The organism is Rhodococcus sp. 06-221-2 (genome assembly GCF_002258365.1).
Classification (GTDB): Bacteria; Actinomycetota; Actinomycetes; order Mycobacteriales; family Mycobacteriaceae; genus Rhodococcoides; species Rhodococcoides fascians.
In genome coordinates this window covers 82692-102999 of sequence record NZ_NOYJ01000033.1, presented here as the reverse complement: position 1 = coordinate 102999, position 20308 = coordinate 82692, and the positions used below count along the sequence as shown (strand labels likewise).

At 64.4% G+C, this 20308-nt stretch carries 23 protein-coding genes; 18 read left to right on the top strand and 5 right to left on the bottom strand.

Annotated elements, in window-relative coordinates; all coding sequences use genetic code 11:
- The first annotated feature begins 43 nt into the window (after positions 1–43).
- Positions 44–1303 carry a M16 family metallopeptidase gene (locus CH281_RS19940; RefSeq protein ID WP_032390124.1) on the top strand — a complete coding sequence of 420 codons (1260 nt, stop codon included), beginning with the start codon at positions 44–46 and terminating at the stop codon, positions 1301–1303.
- Here CH281_RS19940 and CH281_RS19935 read toward each other — a convergent pair.
- A complete protein-coding gene (locus CH281_RS19935) occupies positions 1284–1856 on the bottom strand; it encodes a TetR/AcrR family transcriptional regulator (RefSeq protein ID WP_052067049.1) in 573 nt (190 codons plus the stop codon). The genes CH281_RS19940 and CH281_RS19935 overlap by 20 nt on opposite strands.
- A gap of 53 nt (positions 1857–1909) precedes the next feature.
- Here CH281_RS19935 and CH281_RS19930 point away from each other — a divergent pair, with 53 nt between their 5' ends.
- Complete coding sequence (locus CH281_RS19930; protein ID WP_094695414.1) at positions 1910–2584, top strand: lysophospholipid acyltransferase family protein; 675 nt, start codon at positions 1910–1912, stop codon at positions 2582–2584.
- On the top strand, positions 2581–3378 hold the full coding sequence (locus CH281_RS19925) for an SDR family oxidoreductase (RefSeq protein WP_094695413.1): 798 nt from the start codon (positions 2581–2583) through the stop codon (positions 3376–3378). The genes CH281_RS19930 and CH281_RS19925 overlap by 4 nt, the downstream gene beginning before the upstream one ends.
- A gap of 19 nt (positions 3379–3397) precedes the next feature.
- Here the strand turns inward: CH281_RS19925 and CH281_RS19920 are convergent, their stop codons facing one another.
- A complete protein-coding gene (locus CH281_RS19920; protein WP_094695480.1) occupies positions 3398–4141 on the bottom strand; it encodes a polyprenol monophosphomannose synthase in 744 nt (247 codons plus the stop codon).
- A gap of 86 nt (positions 4142–4227) precedes the next feature.
- The gene (locus tag CH281_RS19915) at positions 4228–4995 is read right to left on the bottom strand and encodes a 2-phosphosulfolactate phosphatase (protein WP_094695412.1); all 768 of its coding nucleotides are present in this window, start codon (positions 4993–4995) and stop codon (positions 4228–4230) included.
- A 70-nt stretch (positions 4996–5065) separates the two neighbouring features.
- Between CH281_RS19915 and CH281_RS19910 the strand changes: the two genes are divergently transcribed.
- Both CH281_RS19910 and CH281_RS19905 read left to right on the top strand, forming a co-directional pair.
- Positions 5066–5500: a hypothetical protein gene (locus tag CH281_RS19910; RefSeq protein WP_094695411.1), complete on the top strand. Its 435-nt coding sequence runs from the start codon at positions 5066–5068 to the stop codon at positions 5498–5500.
- 125 nt (positions 5501–5625) lie between these two features.
- A complete protein-coding gene (locus CH281_RS19905; protein ID WP_094622450.1) occupies positions 5626–7083 on the top strand; it encodes an APC family permease in 1458 nt (485 codons plus the stop codon).
- A gap of 2 nt (positions 7084–7085) precedes the next feature.
- Here the strand turns inward: CH281_RS19905 and CH281_RS19900 are convergent, their stop codons facing one another.
- On the bottom strand, positions 7086–7361 hold the full coding sequence (locus CH281_RS19900) for a hypothetical protein (RefSeq protein ID WP_027496773.1): 276 nt from the start codon (positions 7359–7361) through the stop codon (positions 7086–7088).
- A 100-nt stretch (positions 7362–7461) separates the two neighbouring features.
- Between CH281_RS19900 and CH281_RS19895 the strand changes: the two genes are divergently transcribed.
- Complete coding sequence (locus CH281_RS19895; RefSeq protein WP_143544841.1) at positions 7462–8097, top strand: AMIN-like domain-containing (lipo)protein; 636 nt, start codon at positions 7462–7464, stop codon at positions 8095–8097.
- 89 nt (positions 8098–8186) lie between these two features.
- Positions 8187–8636: a hypothetical protein gene (locus CH281_RS19890; RefSeq protein WP_094622525.1), complete on the top strand. Its 450-nt coding sequence runs from the start codon at positions 8187–8189 to the stop codon at positions 8634–8636.
- Position 8637: 1 nt separating this feature from the next.
- On the opposite strand, the gene CH281_RS19885 is transcribed toward CH281_RS19890, so the two are convergent.
- Positions 8638–9351, bottom strand: a complete 714-nt coding sequence (locus tag CH281_RS19885) for an aquaporin (protein ID WP_218829789.1) — start codon at positions 9349–9351, stop codon at positions 8638–8640.
- A 290-nt stretch (positions 9352–9641) separates the two neighbouring features.
- On the opposite strand from CH281_RS19885, the gene CH281_RS19880 reads away from it, so the two are divergent.
- The 11 genes from CH281_RS19880 (at position 9642) to nuoK (ending at position 20297) form a co-directional block, all read left to right on the top strand.
- Positions 9642–10001: an NADH-quinone oxidoreductase subunit A gene (locus CH281_RS19880; protein ID WP_027496775.1), complete on the top strand. Its 360-nt coding sequence runs from the start codon at positions 9642–9644 to the stop codon at positions 9999–10001.
- A 71-nt stretch (positions 10002–10072) separates the two neighbouring features.
- Positions 10073–10627: a NuoB/complex I 20 kDa subunit family protein gene (locus CH281_RS19875; RefSeq protein ID WP_094695409.1), complete on the top strand. Its 555-nt coding sequence runs from the start codon at positions 10073–10075 to the stop codon at positions 10625–10627.
- Entirely contained in the window at positions 10624–11328 is a 705-nt protein-coding gene (locus tag CH281_RS19870) for an NADH-quinone oxidoreductase subunit C (protein ID WP_174557255.1), read from the top strand. Before CH281_RS19875 ends, CH281_RS19870 begins: the two co-directional genes overlap by 4 nt.
- Positions 11328–12626 (top strand): NADH dehydrogenase (quinone) subunit D, encoded by a 1299-nt coding sequence (gene nuoD, locus CH281_RS19865; RefSeq protein ID WP_032366449.1) that lies wholly within the window; start codon positions 11328–11330, stop codon positions 12624–12626. Before CH281_RS19870 ends, nuoD begins: the two co-directional genes overlap by 1 nt.
- The gene (nuoE, locus tag CH281_RS19860) at positions 12623–13519 is read left to right on the top strand and encodes an NADH-quinone oxidoreductase subunit NuoE (RefSeq protein ID WP_094695408.1); all 897 of its coding nucleotides are present in this window, start codon (positions 12623–12625) and stop codon (positions 13517–13519) included. Before nuoD ends, nuoE begins: the two co-directional genes overlap by 4 nt.
- A gap of 1 nt (position 13520) precedes the next feature.
- Complete coding sequence (gene nuoF / locus CH281_RS19855; protein ID WP_094695407.1) at positions 13521–14822, top strand: NADH-quinone oxidoreductase subunit NuoF; 1302 nt, start codon at positions 13521–13523, stop codon at positions 14820–14822.
- Positions 14819–17392, top strand: coding sequence for an NADH-quinone oxidoreductase subunit G (locus CH281_RS19850; RefSeq protein WP_094695406.1), 2574 nt, complete (start codon positions 14819–14821; stop codon positions 17390–17392). Before nuoF ends, CH281_RS19850 begins: the two co-directional genes overlap by 4 nt.
- Before the next feature lie 26 nt (positions 17393–17418).
- Positions 17419–18699: an NADH-quinone oxidoreductase subunit NuoH gene (gene nuoH, locus CH281_RS19845; RefSeq protein ID WP_032407118.1), complete on the top strand. Its 1281-nt coding sequence runs from the start codon at positions 17419–17421 to the stop codon at positions 18697–18699.
- Positions 18692–19237: an NADH-quinone oxidoreductase subunit NuoI gene (gene nuoI / locus CH281_RS19840; protein ID WP_027496782.1), complete on the top strand. Its 546-nt coding sequence runs from the start codon at positions 18692–18694 to the stop codon at positions 19235–19237. Before nuoH ends, nuoI begins: the two co-directional genes overlap by 8 nt.
- The gene (locus CH281_RS19835; protein ID WP_032366452.1) at positions 19234–20001 is read left to right on the top strand and encodes an NADH-quinone oxidoreductase subunit J; all 768 of its coding nucleotides are present in this window, start codon (positions 19234–19236) and stop codon (positions 19999–20001) included. Before nuoI ends, CH281_RS19835 begins: the two co-directional genes overlap by 4 nt.
- Complete coding sequence (nuoK, locus tag CH281_RS19830; protein ID WP_027496783.1) at positions 19998–20297, top strand: NADH-quinone oxidoreductase subunit NuoK; 300 nt, start codon at positions 19998–20000, stop codon at positions 20295–20297. The genes CH281_RS19835 and nuoK overlap by 4 nt, the downstream gene beginning before the upstream one ends.
- Positions 20298–20308 lie beyond the last annotated feature (11 nt).

The following is a 20308-nucleotide window of genomic DNA, read 5'->3' as shown; positions in this document are numbered from 1 at the left end:
TCCAGAGACCAGCGGCACCGACACGGGCGTTCGACGCACGACTCTGCCCGGCGGCCTTCGGGTCGTCACCGAGTTCGTTCCCGGCGTTCGCTCGGCATCGGTCGGTGTGTGGGTCGGCGTCGGCTCGCGCGACGAGCAACCCAGCGTCGCCGGTGCCGCGCACTTCCTCGAACATCTGCTGTTCAAGTCGACGCCGACGCGTAGTGCGCTCGAGATCGCCCAGGTGATGGACGGTGTCGGGGGAGAGCTGAACGCATTCACTTCCAAGGAGAGCACGTGCTTCTACGCGCACGTGCTCGACGAGGACGTCGCGCTCGCGATCGATCTCGTCAGCGATGTGGTGCTTCGTGGTCGGTGTAGATCGGCAGATGTGGACGTCGAGCGTCAGGTGGTCCTCGAAGAGATCTCCATGCGCGACGACGATCCCGAGGATCTCCTGGGAGATGCTTTCCTGGAAGCGATGTTCGGTGATCACCCGATCGGGCGTCCGATCATCGGATCTGTCGAATCCATCGAATCGATGACCCGTTCCCAACTGCATTCGTTCCATGTTCGCCGCTATACGCCGCAACGGATGGTCGTCGCCGTCGCAGGCAACGTCGATCACAAGCAGATCGTGTCGTTGGTACGTCGCGCCTTCGCGGGTCATCTGGAAAAGGGCCTGCGGCCGGCCGAAAGGCGTAGCGGTTCAGCGCGATTGCGGCAGAATCCGACGCTGAGCCTGACCACCCGGGACAGCGAACAGGCGCATCTGTGCCTGGGCGTGCGGGCGTTCGGACGTCACGAGGGACACCGCTGGGCATTGTCGGTACTGAATTCTGCTGTCGGCGGTGGGCTCAGTTCTCGCCTGTTCCAGGAGATCAGGGAAGAGCGCGGACTGGCTTACTCGGTGTACTCCTCGGTGGATACGTTTGCCGACAGCGGGGCGTTCTCGGTGTACGCGGGATGTCAGCCGGAGAACCTGGGCGAGGTCACCACGGTGATTCGCGAGGTGCTCGCCAAGGTTGCGGCCGAGGGCATCACCGATGCCGAGTGCGCTCGCGCCAAGGGTTCGTTGCGCGGTGGATTGGTGCTGGGACTGGAGGATTCGGGTTCTCGGATGAACCGTATCGGTCGCAGCGAACTGAACTACGGCAATCACCGCGACATCACCGACACGTTGGCGCGGATCGACAGTGTCGGCAACGACGAGGTACGCGAGGTAGCGGCCGTGTTGCTCGACCGGCCTTTCGGTGCCGCAGTGGTAGGCCCCTACAAGAACGTCCGCCAGCTGCCGGCGTCGGTCAAGTCCCTGGTCCGGTAGCGTCGGCGATCACGTCGCGCACTGCGCATCGGATCAGGTCCGGCACTGCCGAGGTGTCGGTGATCGGCTCGAACGCTCGAGTGGCGTGGAGCGCCGCAATTCCGTGCACGGAGGTCCACAGTCTCAGTGCTGTGAACTGTGGATTCTCCGGCACGACGGCATCGAGTGTCGAGGTGAGAGCCTCGAACAGGGGTCGCGACTGTCCGCGCAGATTCTCGCCGGAGCCCTCGAGCAGGTCGTGTCGAAAGATGAGCGCGAACATCGCGGGGCGCTGCGCCGCGAACTGCACGTACGCGTGCGCCATCGCATCCAGTGCATCTCGGGGCGAATCCGACTGCTGTGCAGCAGAATTCAGTGCGGTCTCGAGATCGACCAGACCGACTCGGGCCACGGCCGCGGCCAAAGCGCTCAGTGTCGGAAAATACCGTCTCGGTGCGCCGTGCGATACGCCGGCTTCACGCGTGACCGCTCTGATGGTGAGCCCGCCCTGTCCCTCGTTTTCGAGCAGGCGGACGCCTGCGTCCACCAGTCGAGTCCGAAGGTTGTCAGCCACGTAGACATTGTCTACTCTCAGCCGTGACGATGTCCAGCCGAGAGGATCGATCAATGTGGTATCTGCTTTTCAAATATGTGCTGATCGGCCCGATCCTCCGAGTTCTCGGCCGTCCGTCGGTGGTCGGCGCAGGCAATATCCCGAAGGCGGGACCGGTGATCATCGCCGGCAACCACCTCACCGTCGTCGACTCGTTCTTTCTCGTCCTCCTGGTTCGTCGCCGAGTCACGTTCATCGCCAAGAGTGAGTACTTCACCGGCCGGGGAATCAAGGGCGCGGCGCTTCGCTGGTTCTACAGCGCGACAGGTCAGGTTCCCGTCGACCGCCGCGGGGCAGATGCTTCGGCTCCGGCGCTCGATGCCGCGAAAAGTATTCTGCGACAACGGAAGGTGTGGGCGGTGTACCCGGAAGGGGCGCGATCTCCCGACGGCCGGTTGTACAAGGGCAAGACCGGGCTGGCAAGAGTAGCGCTCGAGTCCGGAGCGCCCGTCGTGCCGGTGGTGATGCGCGGGACGCTCGGAGTGAACCCGGTGGGTTCGAGGATCTGGCGGCCGGGCAAGGTGCTGATGCTCGTCGGCGAACCAATGGACTTCACGAGATACGCTGGGGGACAGAACAGTAGGGCCATTCTGCGGGCGGTCACCGATGAGGTGATGACTGCGCTGGCGAACCTGTCGGGGCAGGAATACGTCGACGTCTACGCCGCGACAGTCAAGGACGCGGCATGACCTCGGACGTGCAGGCGCGTGGAAGAACAGTCCTCGTCACCGGCGTCGGTCGGAGGGAAGGAATCGGCTTCGCCATCACCCGCAGGTTGCTGCGGGACGAGCGCGCCCGCGTCTTCGCGCAATCATGCGATGCCTACGACGTCAGTGAACCGTGGGGAGTGGGAACGCCGGGAGCGGTGCAGGTTCTCGCCGAGTTGTCCACTGCGCCAAGCAGACTCGGGAATCTGGACATCGATCTCTCCGATGTCGAAGCGCCTGCCGTCCTGTTCGATGCTGTCGAATCCAGGTTCGGTGCCGTCGACTCGTTGGTGATCAACCATGCGCGATCACAGCTGGGCGAACTGGGTTCTCTGACGGCAGAGAACCTCGACCTGACGTGGGCGGTGAACGTGCGCGCGTCGTTGCTTCTGGTGCAGGAATTCGCGCAACGGTACGTCGATCATCCTGACGGCGGACGCGTCGTGCTGTTCACGTCCGGGCAGGGAGAGGGGCCGATGCCAACCGAGATTCCCTATGCGGTGACCAAGGGTGCCATCGCCGCGATAACACCGACCGTGGCCGATTCCCTGATCGAACGTGGCATCACCGTCAACACGATCAATCCGGGTCCGACCGATACCGGTTGGGCAAGTGCGGATCTGAACGAGTTCGTCTCGCGCCACATGCCGCGCGGGCGGTGGAACTCACCGGACGAGGCCGCAGCGGTCGTGGCGATGTTGCTCTCGCCCGATTCGGGCTCGATCACCGGTCAGGTCATCGGCGCCGAAGGTGGCTTCCGACGCTTCACGCCGTGATCACGGCGCGGCGCCTCGGTCAGAGCTTCTTCTTGTTCCGCAACAACTTCCAGGGCACCAAGGCAGATTCGAGCTGGACCGACAGGCTCATCTTGGATTCGCCCTCGCTACGCTCCTCGAACGTGATCGGTACCTCGGCGAGAGTGAGCCCGTGTTTGACGGTGCGGTAGTTCATCTCGACCTGGAACGCGTACCCGTTGCTCTCCACCGACGCAACGTCGATCGTACGGAGCGTGCGGGCATGCCATGCCTTGAAGCCGGCGGTGGCGTCCTTGACTCCGAGACGAAGAATCGTGTTCACGTAGAAGTTGGCCCACGCCGACAGCGCCTTGCGGTGCCACGGCCAGTCCGCCGCGACCGAACCGCCGGGGACGTAGCGCGAACCGAGCACGACCGCGGCGTCGGTGCTCAGCAGCTTGTCGATCATCGCCGGAATCACCTCGGTGGGGTGCGACAGGTCGGCGTCCATCTGGATCACGATGTCGGCTCCCTCGTCGAGGGCCCGTGTCATGCCGGCCACGTATGCGCGGCCCAGACCGTTCTTCTCGGTGCGGTGCAGAACGGAGACCTCGAGGGGACCGTCGATGGCGAGTTTGTCGGCGATGTCGCCGGTTCCGTCGGGGGAGTTGTCGTCGACCACGAGAACACCGAGCCCCTCGACCTTCAGCCCGGCCAGCAGTTCGACCAGCTTGGGGAGGTTCTCGCGTTCGTTGTACGTCGGTACAACGACGGTGGTCTTCGGGGCGACTCGTTCCGTACTCACCACCGTATGATCCGTGATTCCGTGTTCCGATCAAAATTTCGGACACGATCGGCCGCGTCGGTGCGGGTTTCGGAGGCCCGATGGGGCTATCGGCCTCGGTGCTCGACGAAGGTATCGCCGCGCAGTATCGGCACGCAGGAACTCGAGTCGACCTCGGCGGCGATGTCGACGTCCTCGGGGTGGCCCATCGCTATGAGCTCCCGCCCCGAGCCGCATCGCCGCAGCTCGGTAGCTATATCCGCCGCGGCCGCGTGCCACGCGGTCGCAGCGACCACCGCCTCGGGGGATGGATCGAACAGGCCGGACTCCACGAGGGGTGCCAGCACGGCTCCGGCACCCCACAAGTCCTCCACTGCGGGCCGCAACGACGAATCGGGCCATCTCTCACCGGCGGCTATGACGGCAATCACGCTGTGGGGATGGTCGTCGACGACCCACTGCGCGATCGCGGCGGCGTTGCGGAGCGATGCGCCCACGCACGTGTCGACCCGGGCGGCGAGTGCGTGGGCGATCGTGGAACCGTTCGGCGACGGCAACACGAGTCGTCTCGGTGGCGGTGCGGCGGCGCGCACGGTGGCAGGACACAAGCTGACGTCTCCCGGCGTGGCAACCGAACGGCCGACTGCGAGAACGGCGTCGTGGTGCTCGGCCAGGTGGGTGGCACGGTCGTCGCGCCATCGGCTGGGTACGACCTCGATTCCGGCGTCCATCGCCACCGTCAGAGTGGTCGTGAACGACAGGACGTCCACGACGACGGCGATGTCGGCACCGGCGACCACAGCGTCGATCGCGGATAGGCCCCACTCGAAGCGCAATGCGCAGTCGTTCTGAGTGTGGGCGGAGTCGGCCGGCATTGCGGAACCGTAACCAACATTGCGTCCGGTGCTACGTTCGGCCCGGACAGCGGAACCAGGGGAGGCGCGGATGCAGCTGGAGATCGACTCGAAAGTGATCGTGTTCGCGTCGGGTGTGTTGCTGATGTGGGCGTTGGCGCTCGGAGTGCTCAAGTACCACCAGATGTCCACGTCGAGCGACGGAACCGCGCACCGATACGTCGACATCGCGCATCGGGCAGCGTTGATGTACTCCTTCGCTGCTCTCGTTCTTGCGGCTCTCGCGCACTACAGCGCCTGGCCGACGGTGGTCGACCTGACCGCAGCGGTGGTGGTGCTGGTGTTCTTCGTCGCCGCGATCGCCGGCTACACCGTGCACGGGATCCGGCGAGACACCGAGAATCAGTTCGTCCATCCCGTTCCGGGGACGCACCTGTTCATGCTCGCTCTGATCGTCGGCGAGATCGGCGGGACCGCGGTACTGCTGGCCGGATTTTTCGCCGAACAATTCTTGGGACGGTCCTAGTGTCGCTCGGTCCCGAGGACGGTTGTGACGCAAGGATTTCCGATTTGTCCGGATAACCGACAATCGCGAAAACAAACACCACCTTTCCTCCGGCGCGGAAACAGTGGATGGCTTAGCGTCGGGAAATGGGAATGTTTCGCACGAAGTCCGTCGACGAGATCGAGAGCGACGTCGACGACGAGGGGTCCGGCAGTCTGCGCAAGCAGCTCGGGTTACGCGATTTGGTCGGTTTCGGGGTCGGCATCGTCATCGGAACCGGCATATTCACGCTCACCGGTGTACAGGCCAAAGAAAATGCCGGCCCGGCGGTCGTGATCTCCTTCGTCATCGCCGGTGTCGTGAGTTTGCTTGCCGCACTGTGTTATGCGGAACTTGCATCGGCCGTGCCGACGGCGGGCAGTGCGTACACGTACGCGTACGCCACCCTGGGGGAGCTGTTCGCGTGGATCATCGGATGGGATTTGATCCTCGAATTCGCTTTGGGTGCTGCCGTTGTCGCTCGAAGCTGGTCCGGCTACCTCGCGGATCTCTTTTCTCTGCCACCCAGCTTGTTCACGGAGGAAGCGCCGGTGAACGTGGGGGCTGTTGCCATCGTCGCGGTGCTGGGCGTCATTGCCGCTGTGGGAGTCAAGGAGTCGGCGCGAGTGACCAACGTGCTGGTTCTGATCAAGGTCGCCATCTCGGTGTTCATCGTGGTCGCCGGCCTGTTCTTCGTCCAGAAATCGAACCTGGTTCCGTTCGTACCCGAGTCCGTGCCCGCCGAGGCCGGTGGCTCGACGCTCGATCAGCCCCTGATGCAGGCCGTGGCCGGAATCGCACCCTCGGCGTTCGGATTTGCCGGCGTCGTCACCGCTGCAGCGGTCGTGTTCTTCGCCTACACAGGATTCGAGGCCGTTGCCAATCTCAGTGAGGAGGCCGAGCGGCCCGCCCATGATCTGCCTCGTGCACTGATCGGCACGCTCGTGGCATGCACGTTGCTGTACATGATGGTCGCGTTCGTCGTCACCGGCATGGTGAAATACACCGAGCTCGACGACAGCGCACCCATTGCCAAGGCGTTCGATTCTGTGGGTGCAGGCTGGGCTGGAGTTCTGGTCTCGATAGCGGCCGTGGCGGGTCTGACGTCGGTCATTCTGGTCGAGTTGGTGACCATCAGCCGAATCGGCTTCGCGATGGGCAGGGACGGTTTGCTACCCAAGTCGGTTGCGAAGGTGTCTCCCCGTTTCGGGACTCCGACCCGGTTGACCGTCGGCGTCGTGGTGTTCGTGGCGCTGCTGGGGGCCCTGGTACCGCTGAAGGAACTGGCCGAGATGGTCAGCATCGGAGCCCTGTTCGCGTTTCTGCTGGTCTCGGCGGCAGTGCCGATCCTGCGTCGGACCAAGCCGGATCTCGAGCGGCCCTTTCGAGTTCCGCTGTCTCCCGTCGTGCCGATTCTGTCCGGGCTCTCGTGCGTCTACCTGATGGCCAACCTGGTGGTGGAGACGTGGATACGGTTTCTGGTCTGGTTGGCCCTCGGTCTGTTGATCTACTTCGCCTACGGGCGCCGCAACGCGAGGTTGGCGACCGAGGTGGTCGACCGATAGACCTACCGTCGGTCAAGGTAGAGCTCCGCCGTCTCCGTTGCCACGGCCGCGACCGCCGAGGCGAGGCCGGGCTCGAGATCCAGAGCCGTCGCGAGTGGCTCGCCGCGAAGATTCGACGATCGAAGCAACTCCCAGGCCCGCTCGACCAGTCGCACCGAGGTCGGGTGGTCCAATTCCGGTCGGTTGGACCGCAGCGCGGTGGCCGCCCAGTCCGCGTCGAACGTCCCGTTGGGAGGTCCGAACACGCGTTCACCGGACGAATAGCTCGTGGGCTCCATGCTCGACGACGCTAGCAGGATTTGCGGCAGGTGGGACCGTGACCGAACTGCGGCCGATCGACACTATCGAACCGATCGGTTTCATCTGTACGGTGAGTCGATGAGCGAGGGGTATCGCAGGCTTGTGGCGGCCGGGTGGGTCGTAGCACCACTGCTTGCTGCTGTGCTGCTCGTCGGTTGCTCCGCCGGTGAGGCCGCTCGCCCGACGCCCGATGCGTCACCGCCACCGAACTTCGAGACCGCCACCGGCTCGCTCGTGGTCGGTGACCCGTTCACCGCGCCGACCGCCCCGACCGAAACGCTGCCGCCGGTCGTGCCGGGACTGTCGCTGGAGGGAATTCGTCACCCGTCGGGCTCACCCGTGGCGGTGACGGACGTGGTGTTGGGAGCCTCCTCCGTCGAGTATCGACTGCGCGGCAACGGGCCGGTGTCCTACACGGTGCGCTACGTCGACGAGGCCGTCCGATACGGAACCAGTGAGCCGGTCGCGCTTCCCGGGCGAGCCGTACTCCAGGTCGACATCGCCGGTACCTCGACCGAGCCGGATGTCACGGTCGTTCCGTATGCCGGGCCGGATCGGATTCGCAACGAGCCGGACTCCGCCGTGGTGGCAGTCGACTTCCTGGCCGATGCCGATGGAATCTCACAGTCCTTCGTCGCCGTGGCGTCCGACCGTCCGGACTTCGCGGTGCACAGCACCGAGGAACCGGCGGCCGTGGTCGTCACCATCTCCTGAGCTGCCGCCACACGACGTCGACGACGCGAAAGTACCTCTGCGACGTGCGTTCGGGCCCGGTCCACCGGGGGCCGCGCTACCATCGCGGTGTGTCCGACGCCACAGCGGGAGCAAGTTCGGCAGGTCAGGTGCGTGTGCTCGTGTACAGCAGTAACGCGGCCACGCGCGCTCAGGTGATGTCTGCGGTGGGCACCCGGCCCGATCCGGCGCTCGGCGTCGTCGACTTCGTCGAGGTTGCCACCGCGGCCGTGGTGATCGAGCACCTGGACGCGGGGGGAATCGATGTGGCGATCCTCGACGGTGAGTCCTCGCCCGTCGGCGGGCTGGGTTTGGCCAAGCAACTCAAGGACGAGATCGACGACTGCCCGCCGGTGCTGGTGCTCATCGGACGCCCCGACGACCGGTGGTTGGCCGACTGGTCGCGCGCCGAGGCCGCAGTTCCCCATCCAGTGGATCCGATCCGACTCGGGCGCGCGGTGGTCGATCTGCTGAGGCAGCACTCGGGTCGCGTCGGTGCCAGGGTCTCTCGATCGCGGTAGATCAGACCGTTTTCTCCGATGCGGGCACCGTCAGCACGAACCGGTGTATCGAGCCGGCGACAGCAGCTCCGAGCATGGGGAACACCACGAACACCCACAGTTGTGACAGGGCAGGGCCGCCGGCGACGAGGGCGGGGCCGAGGGCCCGAGCAGGGTTGACCGAGGTCGAGTCGATTCCGATGCCCAGCAGGTGAACCACGGTCAGGGTCAGGCCGATCGGGATACCGGCCGCCACGACGGGGTGAACGGTGGGGGCCGTGGTGGCGAGTACGACGAGGACGAGCAGGCCGGTCGCGATCGTCTCGAACACCGCGACCGACGCCACGCCATACGCTCCGGGCGAGGAGCTGCCGAATCCGTTGGTGCCCAGACCGTCCGACGACATGTCGTATCCGGGACGGCCTGACGCGACGAACAGTACGATCAGCGCGCCGATCACTGCACCGACGGCCTGGGCAGCGATGTAGAACGCAGCCTTGACCGGGGTGATGGCGCGAGCTATCAGGGCGCCAATTGTCACGGCCGGGTTGATGTGGCATCCCGAGATCGCGCCGATCGCGTAGACGAGGGCAAGCAGTGTGAGCCCGAACGCCAGGGCGATGCCCGGGGTTCCGACGGTGTCGCCCGCGATGACGGCGGTGCCGACGCCGAATATCACGAGCAGGGCAGTTCCCAGTCCCTCGGCGGCGAGCGCCGAGATGGAAATCGACTTCATCGTCTCTCCTCAGTGGTGGCGGCAGCCCGGGTCGGGTGGCCGGAAATGTTCGGTGATTGGTCGTCCCTCGCGGTGTGGACCGCATGTGAGGCAAGAGTGATGTGGATCACATCAATGATTGGGTCCGAGGGTGGGTGGCCCATGCGTGTCAACGGTTTACGAAACTGGGCTGCTCGAAATCCCGCGAGATCTGTACCGAAGCCATACTGTGTGGTTCAGGTCACATTGGTACGGCCGTCGCATTTACTTTCGCGGCGGCGCGGTCGTCGATCGAGGGAGCGGATGCCCGAATGAACGCCTACGTTCCGATTCTCGTCCTGGGTGCCGTCGCAGTCGCGTTCGCGGTCTTCTCGGTGATGGTCGGCACGATGGTGGGACCCGCCCGATACAACCGAGCGAAGTTCGACGCGTACGAATGTGGGATCGAACCCACGATGCATGCGCCTACGGGACAACGATTTCCGGTGAAGTTCTATCTCACCGCGATGCTGTTCATCATCTTCGACATCGAGATCGTCTTCCTGTATCCCTGGGCCGTCCACCTCGACGTTCTCGGTGCGTTCGGGCTCGTCGCGATGGCGTTGTTCGTCGTGAACGTGTCGGTGGCCTACGTGTACGAGTGGCGGCGAGGCGGGCTCGGTTGGGACTGACCACACGATCTCGGATACGACGACGGAACGATGCACTGTTCTCATTCTGCGGAAGCGAAAGAGCGTGATCGATGGGACTCGAAGAGAAGCTACCCAGCGGATTCCTGCTGACCACCGTCGAGGGGTTGGCCGGGTACGCACGTAAGGGCTCGCTGTGGCCCGCCACCTTCGGGCTCGCATGTTGTGCCATCGAAATGATGGCCACCACGTCCGGCCGTTTCGATCTCGCGCGATTCGGAATGGAAGCGTTTCGCGCGTCCCCCCGGCAGGCGGATCTGATGATCGTGGCCGGCCGCGTCAGCCAGAAGATGGCTCCGGTGTTGAGGCAGGTCTACGACCAGATGGCAGAACCGAAATGGGTTCTCGCCATGGGTGTCTGTGCATCCTCGGGCGGAATGTTCAACAACTACGCGGTGGTCCAGGGAGTGGACCACATCGTGCCCGTCGACATCTATCTGCCCGGGTGCCCGCCTCGGCCCGAGATGCTGCTCAACGCAATCCTGGAGTTGCACAAAAAGATTCAGCAGATGCCGTTGGGTATGAACCGGGAACAGGTGCGAGCGGCCGCCGAGGCGGCCGCACTCTCGTCCACCCCGACGATCGATCTGAAGGGTTTGCTCCGATGACGGCGCAGCCGCCGGGTGGGATGTCTCAGCCGCCAGGAAAAATGTCTCAGCGGCCACGCGGGATGTTCGGGGTTCGCGGTAGTGGCGACACGTCGGGCTACGGCCGATTGGTGCCGCCGGCGGCAGCGGAGGACACCGCGACGCGGCCCTACGGCGGCTACTTCGATGCCCTCGTCGATCGGTTGGCCACCGTCCTTCTTGCTGTGAACCCCGTCGCTACGTTCGACGCCGCCGTCGAACGGGTGGTGATTCATCGCGGCGAATTGACGCTGCATCTGGTGCGGGAGTACGTGCCTGCCGTCGCCCAGGCGCTACGGGACGACGAAGAATTGCGATTCGAATTGTGTACCGGCGCATCGGGTGTGCACTATCCGGACCTGATCGGCCGGGAGTTGCACGTTGTGTACCATCTGGTCTCCATCACGCACGGCCGTCGGCTCCGACTCGAAGTTGCCGTCCCCGACGACGATCCACACAGTCCGTCGCTGTGCGGGGTGTATCCCACCAACGACTGGCACGAGCGCGAGGTCTACGACTTCTTCGGCATCGTCTTCGACGGTCATCCTGCATTGACGCGGATCGAGATGCCCGACGACTGGGTCGGTCATCCACAACGCAAGGACTATCCGCTGGGCGGAATTCCCATCGAGTACAAGGGCGCTCGCGTCGCGCCTCCCAACGAGCGCAGGTCGTACAACTGATGAGTGCAACGGACGAAACCATCTACGCGGTCTCCGGACAGGACTGGGACGACGTCGTCGAGTTGGCCCGCGGATCGAGTACCGAGCGGATCGTGGTCAACATGGGCCCGCAGCACCCGTCAACACACGGCGTGCTGCGGTTGATTCTCGAAATCGAGGGCGAGACCGTCACCGAGGCTCGTTGCGGGATCGGGTATCTGCACACGGGAATCGAGAAGAATCTCGAGTACCGAAACTGGACCCAGGGCGTCACGTTCGTCACCCGCATGGACTACCTGTCGCCGTTCTTCAACGAAACCGCATACTGCCTCGGCGTGGAGAAGCTACTGGGTATAACCGACGACATTCCCGAGCGCGCCACGGTGATCCGGGTGATGCTGATGGAGCTGAATCGCATCTCGTCGCATCTCGTCGCATTGGCCACGGGCGGAATGGAATTGGGAGCGGTCACCGCGATGCTGTTCGGGTTCCGTGAGCGCGAGCTGATACTCGACGTCTTCGAGGCCATCACCGGCCTGCGCATGAACCACGCCTACATCCGGCCGGGCGGACTGTCGCAGGACCTACCCGAGGACGCGGTCGGCAGGGTACGTGAGCTCCTTCGCGTGCTGCCGGGACGCCTGCGCGACCTCGAACTCATGCTCAACGACAACCCGATCTGGAAAGCCAGAACCGAGAACGTAGGTTATCTGGATCTCACCGGATGTATGGCGCTGGGCGTCACCGGTCCGGTGCTGCGTTCGACCGGACTGCCCTACGACCTGCGACGGTCCGATCCGTACTGCGGGTACGAGAACTACGAGTTCGACGTGGTGACCGACACCGGATGCGACTGCTACGGGCGATATCTGATTCGCGTCGAAGAAATGAAGGAATCGCTCAAGATAGTCGAACAGGCCCTCGACCGCCTGCGTCCCGGCCCGGTCGTCATCGACGACAAGAAGATCGCGTGGCCGGCCGAGCTGGTCTCGGGACCCGATGGCCTGGGCAACTCTCAGGAGCATGTGCGGACCATCATGGACACCTCGATGGAATCGCTGATTCACCACTTCAAACTGGTGACCGAGGGAATGCGGGTCCCGGCCGGCCAGGTGTTGTCCTCGGTGGAGTCGCCGCGAGGGGAGCTCGGGGTACACATCGTCAGCGACGGTGGAACCAGGCCGTACCGAGTGCATTTCAGAGATCCGTCCTTCACCAACCTGCAAGCGGTGGCGGCAATGTGCGAGGGCGGAATGATCTCCGACGTCATCGCCGCGGTCGCCAGTATCGACCCGGTGATGGGTGGGGTGGATCGATGACCGCGCAGCCCCAGTCGGAACCGGTTCTGATCCAACTCGGAGCCCGGCCGGACGAACCGGTGCAACTGGCCACGCCGGGTGCACGAACGTCGTATCCCGCCGAGGTGCTCGCCCGGCTGCACGCCGACGCCGATATCGTCGTCGCGCGCTATCCGCAGGCCAGATCGGCCCTGCTGCCGCTGCTCCATCTCGTGCAAGCCGAGGACGGCTGCCTCACGCCCGCTGGAATCGAATTCTGCTCGGAGGTACTCGAACTCACCGGGGCGGAGGTGACTGCAGTCGCGACCTTCTACTCGATGTATCGACGCGAACCCACCGGGACGTACCGCGTCGGCGTGTGCACCAACACGCTGTGTGCTGTCATGGGCGGCGACGCCATCATGGACGCGCTGCGTGATCAGCTGGATGTCGAGCACGGAGGTACCACCGCCGACGGCACGATCACCCTCGAACACATCGAGTGCAATGCCGCATGCGATTACGCCCCGGTGATGATGGTCAATTGGGAGTTCTTCGACAACAGCACCCCGTCGTCTGCGCGGGATCTGGTCGATGCACTTCGATCCGGCACCCAGGTCACACCGACGCGTGGAGCACCGCTGTGCACGTTCCGCGAAACCGAGCGGATTCTCGCCGGATTTTCCGACGATCGGCCCGAGGCACTCGAAGCGACCGGTAGTGCAGGCGATGCCACCCTGGCCGGACTGCGATACGCGCGCGAACACGCGATGTCGGCACCCGAGGCCGGGGCACGACCGAACGACGATCACCCGGATTTCGGCGCCGCGGCCGCACCGGAGACGGTGCGAGACAAGCCCGCACCGGCACCCTCGGCGACTGTGCCACCACAACCGAACACCACCGAGACCGATCCACCGACGAACGGAGCGTGACATGGCCCTGACGCCGGTGTTGAGCGAGTTCTGGGACGAGAAGAATTCCTGGACGCTCGACGTCTACCGCAGCCACGACGGATACCGCGGGCTCGAGAAGGCCCTCGCGATGGACCCCGACGACCTCATCGCCTTCGTCAAGGAATCCGGATTACGCGGTCGCGGCGGCGCAGGATTTCCGACCGGAACGAAGTGGAGCTTCATCCCGCAGAACGACGGTAAAGAGCATTATCTGGTGGTCAATGCCGACGAGTCCGAGCCGGGTACCTGCAAGGACATGCCCCTGCTGATGGCGAGCCCGCACACGCTGGTCGAAGGAATAGTGATCGCCGCGTACGCAATTCGCGCATCCCATGCATTCGTGTACGTCCGCGGCGAGGTAGTGCCGGTGCTACGCAGGCTGCAGGCTGCGGTCGCCGAGGCCTACGCGGCGGGCTATCTGGGAAAGGGTGTTCTCGGAACGAAATTCGACTTGGAGTTGGTGATCCACGCCGGAGCCGGCGCGTACATCTGCGGCGAGGAAACAGCCCTCCTCGACTCGTTGGAAGGTCGGCGCGGACAACCTCGGCTGCGGCCACCGTTCCCCGCAGTGGCGGGCCTCTACGCACGCCCGACTGTGGTGAACAACGTCGAATCGATCGCCAGCGTTCCAGTGATCCTGCGCAAGGGAATCGAGTGGTTCCGATCGATGGGTACCGAGAAGTCACCCGGCTTCACGCTGTACTCCATCTCGGGCCACGTCTGCCGTCCAGGCCAGTACGAGGCACCGTTGGGGATCACGCTGCGGGAGTTGCTCGGCTACGCGGGCGGGATCAGACCGGGACACGAACTGAAGTTCTGGACGCCGGGAGGATCCTCGACGCCGATGTTCACCGGCGAGCATCTCGATGTCCCACTCGACTACGAGGGCGTCGGTGCCGCCGGATCAATGCTGGGCACCAAGGCCTTGCAAATATTCGACGAGACGACCTGCGTGGTGCGAGCGGTGCTGCGCTGGACCGAGTTCTACGCACACGAATCCTGCGGCAAATGCACACCGTGCCGGGAAGGCACGTACTGGCTGGTACAAATCCTGCGCCGCCTCGACGGTGGAACCGGCACCGAGGCCGACCTCACAACCTTGCTCGACATCGCCGACGGCATCGCCGGAAAGTCCTTCTGCGCGTTGGGGGACGGTGCCGCCAGCCCGATCGTGTCTTCGCTGAAGTACTTCCGTGACGAATACATCCGTCACGTCACCGAGCAGGGATGCCCATTCGATCCACACCGATCGACCCTGATGGCAGAGGAGCTGACGTCATGACTGCAGCAGCACATGGTCGCTCCGCAGGCTCCACTCCTGCATCCCCGGGTCGTTCCGCAGGCTCCACTCCTGCCAATCCCGATCAGTCGGTCACCCGAGTAGAGATGGTGACACTGACCATCGACGACCACGAGATCAGTGTTCCCAAGGGCACGTTGGTGATCCGCGCGGCCGAGTTGATGGGCGTACAGATTCCGCGATTCTGCGATCATCCGCTGCTCGATCCGGTGGGTGCCTGCCGCCAATGTCTGGTCGATGTCGAGGGGCAACGCAAGCCGTTGGCGTCCTGTACGACGACCGTGGCCGAGGGCATGGTGGTGCGCACTCAGGTGACGTCGGAGGTCGCGGGCAAAGCGCAACGTGGCGTCATGGAATTGCTGCTGATCAATCATCCTCTCGATTGCCCGGTGTGCGACAAGGGCGGTGAGTGTCCACTGCAGAATCAGGCGATGGCCGCGGGTCGCACCGAGTCCAGGTTCACCGAGACCAAACGTACGTATCCCAAACCGATTCCGTTGTCGGCCGAGGTTCTGCTCGATCGCGAACGCTGTGTCCTGTGCGCTCGATGTACTCGCTTCGCGGCGCAGGTTGCCGGTGATCCATCCATCGAGCTGCTCGAACGCGGTGCCGTGCAACAGGTCGGCATCTTCGGCACCGAGCCGTTCGACTCCTACTTCTCGGGAAACACCGTCCAGATCTGCCCCGTGGGTGCACTGACGAACACCGAGTATCGGTTCCGAGCGCGCCCGTACGATCTGACGTCCTCGCCGAGCGTGTGCGAACACTGCGCAGGAGGCTGTGCGCAACGCACGGATCATCGTCGTGGCAAGGTCCTCCGCCGGTTGGCTGGTGACGATCCCCAGGTCAACGAAGAGTGGAACTGCGACAAGGGCCGGTGGGCATTCAAGTACGCCAGCGAGCCGGACCGCATCGGCGCACCGATGGTCAGAGACGAATCGGGGGCTCTGGTCGAGACGTCCTGGTCGGCTGCATTGGCGGCGGCGGCAACGGGACTGGCTGCGTCGATCGGGAACGCTGCGGTACTCGTGGGCGGAAGATCGACTGTCGAAGACTCCTACGCATACGCCAAGTTCGCGCGAACAGTGCTGCACACCAACGACATCGACTTCCGCAACCGTGCTCACAGCGCCGAGGAAGCGGAGTTCCTGGCCGGTCGTATAGCGGCGACGGGGCTGGGCGTGACCTACTCGGATCTCGAAAACGCTCCTGTGGTGTTGATGGTGGGGTTCGAGCCGGAAGAAGAGTCACCGCTGATGTTCCTCAGGTTGCGCAAGGCGCGCCGGACGCGCGGCGTGGTCGTGGCGTCGATCGCACCCTGGGCCAGCCGCGGTCTGCGCAAGCTCGACGGGGTGCTCCTGCAGTCGATTCCCGGCGAGGAACCACAGTGGCTCGACGCACTGCACGTCGGTGACCGGGGTACCGAATCGATCGCCCAGCTCCTCCGGAGCCCGGGAGCGATCGTGCTCGTGGGCGAGCGGCTCGGTTCCGTTCCCGGTGCATTGTCCGCAGCGTCGAAGTTGGCCGACGACACCGGAGCGAACCTGGCATGGATTCCGCGACGGGCAGGAGAGCGCGGTGCCCTCGACGCAGGCGCGTTGCCGAACCTGCTGCCGGGCGGGCGGCCCGTCGCCGACGCCGCCGCCCGCGCCGAGGTGGCAGCCGTGTGGGGAGTGACAGAACTGCCTACGGACGCGGGCCGAGATACCGCGGCGATACTGGCGGATGCCGGGCCTGACCGCGCCCTGATCACCGCAGGGATCGACCCGGACGATCTGCCCGATCCGCAGGGTGCGCTCGACGCGGTGGACCGATCGGCATTCGTGGTCAGCCTCGAACTACGCCACAGCGCCGTCACCGAGCGGGCCGACGTGGTGTTTCCGGTGGCACCGGTGGTCGACAAGCCCGGAACCTTCGTCGACTGGGAGGGCAGGCCTCGCACGTTCGACACGGCACTCGGTGCCGGCGCAGTATTGCCCGACCAACGCGTTCTCGACGCCATTGCCGCGCAGATGGGAGTCGAACTGTCGCTACCCGACGCGGCGGCGGCGCGCGGCGAGTTGGCACGGCTGGGAGCCTGGAGCGGATCACGGATTCCTGTGGCCCGAGTGGCACCACGGCGAGATATGCCGACGCTCTCCATCGGCCAGGCAATTCTGGCCACCTGGCGAATGCTCATCGATTCGGGACGGATGCAGGACGGCGAGGACAATCTCGCGCAGACCGGCCGGGCACCCGTGATCAGGCTGTCCGAGACGACGGCGTCGAGCATCGAAGCGTCGCCCGGCGACCTGGTCAGGGTCGAGACGGGCCGGGGCTCGATCACGTTGCCACTGAAAGTCACCGATCTACCCGACAACGTGGTGTGGGTGCCGATGAACTCACCGGGGTCTTCGGTGTACGGCTCACTCGGCGCGGAGTCGGGTGCGGTGGTGAGGATTCGCAGGGATCAGCCCGCGGAGCGACCTGAGGGTGCAGGAGTGGAGCCTGTGGAACGACTCGGGAGTGCGGGAGTGGAGCCTGCGGAACGACCCGGGGGTGGTGCATCGTGATTGTCGCAGCGCCGACCGATCTGTCGATGTTCGGCACCGACCCGTGGTGGCTGGTGGTCGGCAAGGCCCTGGCGGTCTTCGTTTTTCTTGTGCTCACACCGCTCGTGGCCATCTATGCCGAGCGCAAGATCATGGCGTGGATGCAGATGCGCGTCGGGCCCAATCGGGTGGGTCCGTGGGGACTGTTGCAGTCTCTGATGGACGGGATCAAGCTCGCTCTGAAAGAGGGAATCACTCCGACCGGCGTCGACAAGCCGATTTACATTCTGGCTCCGATCATTTCGGTGGTCCCTGCCTTCATGGCCTTCGCGGTGATTCCGTTCGGTCCCGAGGTGTCGGTGTTCGGCACTACGACTCCGCTTCAGATGACCGACCTGCCGGTGGGGGTTCTGTACATCCTCGCGGTCACCTCGGTGGGTGTGTACGGGATCGTCCTGGCCGGTTGGGCGTCGAGTTCGACGTATCCGTTGCTGGGTGCACTGCGTTCGACGGCTCAGGTCATTTCCTACGAGGTTGCGATGGGGCTTTCGTTCGCTGCGGTGTTCCTGTACGCGGGCACCATGTCGACGTCCGGAATCGTTGGTGCGCAACAGAGCACCTGGTACGTGTTCCTGTTGTTGCCGTCGTTCCTGGTGTACGTGACGGCCATGGTGGGTGAAACCAACCGCGCGCCGTTCGACTTGCCCGAGGCCGAGGGGGAGTTGGTGGGCGGGTTCCACACCGAATATTCCTCCTTGCGTTTCGCGATGTTCATGCTTGCCGAGTACATCAACATGGTCACGGTGTCGGCGCTCGCGACCACGTTGTTCCTGGGTGGCTGGCGGGCTCCGATTCCGTTGAGTCTGTGGAGCGGTGCCAATTCCGGGTGGTGGCCGGTGCTGTGGTTCGTCGCCAAGGTGTGGGTGTTCCTGTTCGTCTTCATCTGGTTGCGGTCGACGTTGCCGCGATTGCGTTACGACCAGTTCATGAACTTCGGCTGGAAGATCCTCATTCCCGTCGCTCTGATCTGGGTGATGGTGATCGCGACGGTGCGGGTTCTGGGGGCCGGGCGATACGACGTACCTCTGGTCACATTCGTGGTGTCGACGATCTTTGCAGTCGCCGTCCTGGGTTCGCTGCTGCTCTTACTGCGCCGCCGCGCGCGCACACGAAACCTGCCGCCTGCTGCACCCGTCGCACCGTTCGACGCTGCGGCGGGCGGGTTTCCCGTACCTCCCATTCCGAAGCAGGGCACGAACATCGCGAGCCGGCACGCCGGCGCACGGTCCACCGTGGCCGCGTCCCAGAAGGAGAACGCCGATGCCTGAATTCCTCGGTCCTATAGCAGGTTTCGGTGTCACCTTCGCCACCATGTTCAAAAAGCCCGAAACCGAGCTGTATCCGGAGGAGAAGAAGCCGACCGAGATGCGCTATCACGGCCGCCATCAGCTCAACAGGTACGCCGACGGGCTCGAGAAGTGCATCGGTTGCGAACTCTGTGCGTGGGCCTGCCCGGCCGACGCGATCTATGTCGAAGGTGCCGACAACACCGAGACCGAACGGTTTTCGCCGGGCGAGCGATACGGCGGGGTCTACCAGATCAACTATCTCCGGTGCATCGGCTGCGGACTGTGTGTCGAGGCCTGTCCCACACGGGCTCTGACGATGACCAACGAATACGAACTGGCCGGTGACAACAGAGCCGACCTGATCTACGAGAAGGATTCGCTGCTGGCACCGCTGGAGCCGGACATGGTGCCGCCGCCGCACGCGATGGCACCGGGGCGTTCGGCAGAGGACTACTACCGCGGTGCCGTCACCGGTGCCGAGAGCGAGGCCGACACCGATCGAGGGCCGGTTCGATGACTGCCACCGTTCAGCTCGCGCTCGAGGCAACCTCCACCGGCGAGGCCGTGCAGTTCTGGACCCTCGGTGTCGTTGCGGTCATCGGTGCACTGGGTGTGGTGATGAGCACGAAGGCCGTCTACTCGGCACTGTTCCTCGCGGCCACCATGGTGGTTCTCGCTACCTTCTACATGGCCCAAGGGGCCCTGTTTCTCGGTGTCGTGCAGATCGTCGTCTACACCGGCGCGGTCATGATGCTGTTTCTGTTCGTCCTGATGCTCGTCGGGGTCGATACCTCGGAGTCGTTGACCGAGACACTGCGCGGGCACCGTATCGCGGCCGTTGTCATCGGAATCGGCTTCGGGCTGTTGATCATCGGGGTGCTGCTGCGCGACTCGGCCCGCGCCGGGCGACTCGATTTCGCCGGACTCGACGCGGCCAACTCCACCGGAAACGTAGAAGGCCTGGCCGAGCTGATCTTCGTCGAGTACGTCTGGGCGTTCGAGCTGACCGGCGCGCTGTTGATCACGGCCACCATCGGGGCGATGATTCTGGCGCACCGGGAGGCTCTGGGACCGGTGAAGGGTCAGCGGGAGATGTCGCAGGACCGGTTCCGTGACGGCTCCAGGGTGACGCCGCTGCCGAGCCCCGGTGTGTTCGCTCGTCACAACGGCGTCGATCGACGGGCTCTGCTCCCGGACGGAAGCGAGTCGGACTCGTCCGTCAACGCACTGTTCGCCGATCGAGGCATCGAGTACAAGGTGGACGGGGGTGACACGCGATGAATCCAGAGAATTACCTCTACCTGTCGGTTCTGCTGTTCACGATCGGCGCGGCGGGAGTCATCGTCAGGCGCAACGCCATCATCGTGTTCATGTGCATCGAATTGATGCTCAACGCAGTCAATCTCGCGTTCGTCGCGTTCTCTCGCATGCACGGCAATCTCGACGGCCAATTGTTCGCGTTCTTCACCATGGTGGTAGCTGCAGCCGAGGTGGTGGTGGGCCTGGCGATCATCATGGCCATCTTCCGTTCTCGTCGCTCGATCTCGATGGACGAGAACAATCTGATGAAGAACTGACGGGGGAGCAG